This window comes from Micromonospora sp. SYSU B005, assembly GCF_055362685.1.
On sequence record NZ_JAXCFU010000054.1, the window covers coordinates 1 to 1,318 of the forward strand.

Sequence of the window (1,318 nt, forward strand, 5' to 3'; positions counted from 1 at the left end):
TGTCCCGCACCGGGTTTGATGGAGACATCGAAACCTGGGAGGAACACCAGCGATGCCCGCACCGAAGAAGTACAACGATGAGCTGCGTGAGCGTGCGACCCGGTTGGCGGTCGAGGCTCGTCGGGATCCGGCGTCCGCGGTCGGAGCGATCCGTCGGATCGCCGGTCAGCTCGGGGTTCATCCGGAGGCGTTGCGCACGTGGGTGAAGAAGGCCGAGACCGACGCGGGCGACCGGCCGGGCACCACCAGCAGCGACGCGGAACGCCTCGCCGCCCTGGAACGGGAGGTGCGTGAGCTGCGGCGGGCGAACCAGATCCTGCGCTCCGCGGCGTCTTTCTTCGCGGCGGAGTTGGACCGTCCGTCGCGATGAAGGTCGAGTTCGTCGACTCCCAGCGGGAGCGACACGGTGTCCAGCCGGTCCTGCAGGCGCTCGAAGACACGCCGGCACAGATCGCGCCGTCGACCTACTACGCCGCCAAGACCCGCCCCGCCAGCGCCCGCTCGCGACGCGATGAGGAGCTGGCCGCGGTGATCGAGCGGATCCACGCGGAGAACTACGGTGTCTACGGGGCACGCAAGATCTGGCACGAGCTGCACCGCCAGGACATCGAGGTGGCCCGGTGCACCGTCGAGCGGCTGATGCGCGCCTCCGGGCTACGCGGGCTGCTGCGCGACAAGTCCCCGCGCACGACCCGGCCGGCGGCTGAGACCAGCCGACCTGCTGACCTGGTCAAACGTGACTTCACCGCAGCCGGCCCGAACCAGCTGTGGGTCGCCGACCTGACCTACGTGCGCACGAGTGTGGGCTGGGTGTACGCCGCCTTCGTCCTCGACGTGCACTCCCGCATGATCGTCGGCTGGCAGGTGTCCACGAGCCTCTACACCGATCTGGCTCTCGACGCGCTGAAGATGGCGATCTGGCGTCGCGAAAATCAAGGCGCTGACCTGGGCGGACTGGTCCACCACTCCGACCGTGGAGTCCAATATCGAGCAATCCGCTACACCCAGCGGCTCGCCGAGGCCGGTGCCGTCGCCTCTGTCGGCTCCAAGGGCGACTCGTACGACAACGCGATGGCCGAGGCGTTCAACTCCCTCTACAAGGCCGAACTCGTCCGCAACAAAGGGCCCTGGCGCGGGCTCGACGACCTGGAGATGGCCACCGTCGAATACATCGACTGGTACAACAACCGCAGGCTGCACGGCGAACTCGGCCACGTCTCACCCGCCGAACACGAGGCGCTACACGCGATGACCCACCCGGTCACCGCAACCCTGAAAACCAGATAATCCAGTCTCCATCAAACCCGGGGCTTGACAT

General features: G+C 67.3%; 1 pseudogene. It reads left to right on the top strand.

Going from position 1 to position 1,318, the window contains the following annotated elements:
* Positions 1–52 precede the first annotated feature (52 nt).
* Positions 53–1,287: pseudogene (locus SM452_RS30315) on the top strand (IS3 family transposase).
* Positions 1,288–1,318 lie beyond the last annotated feature (31 nt).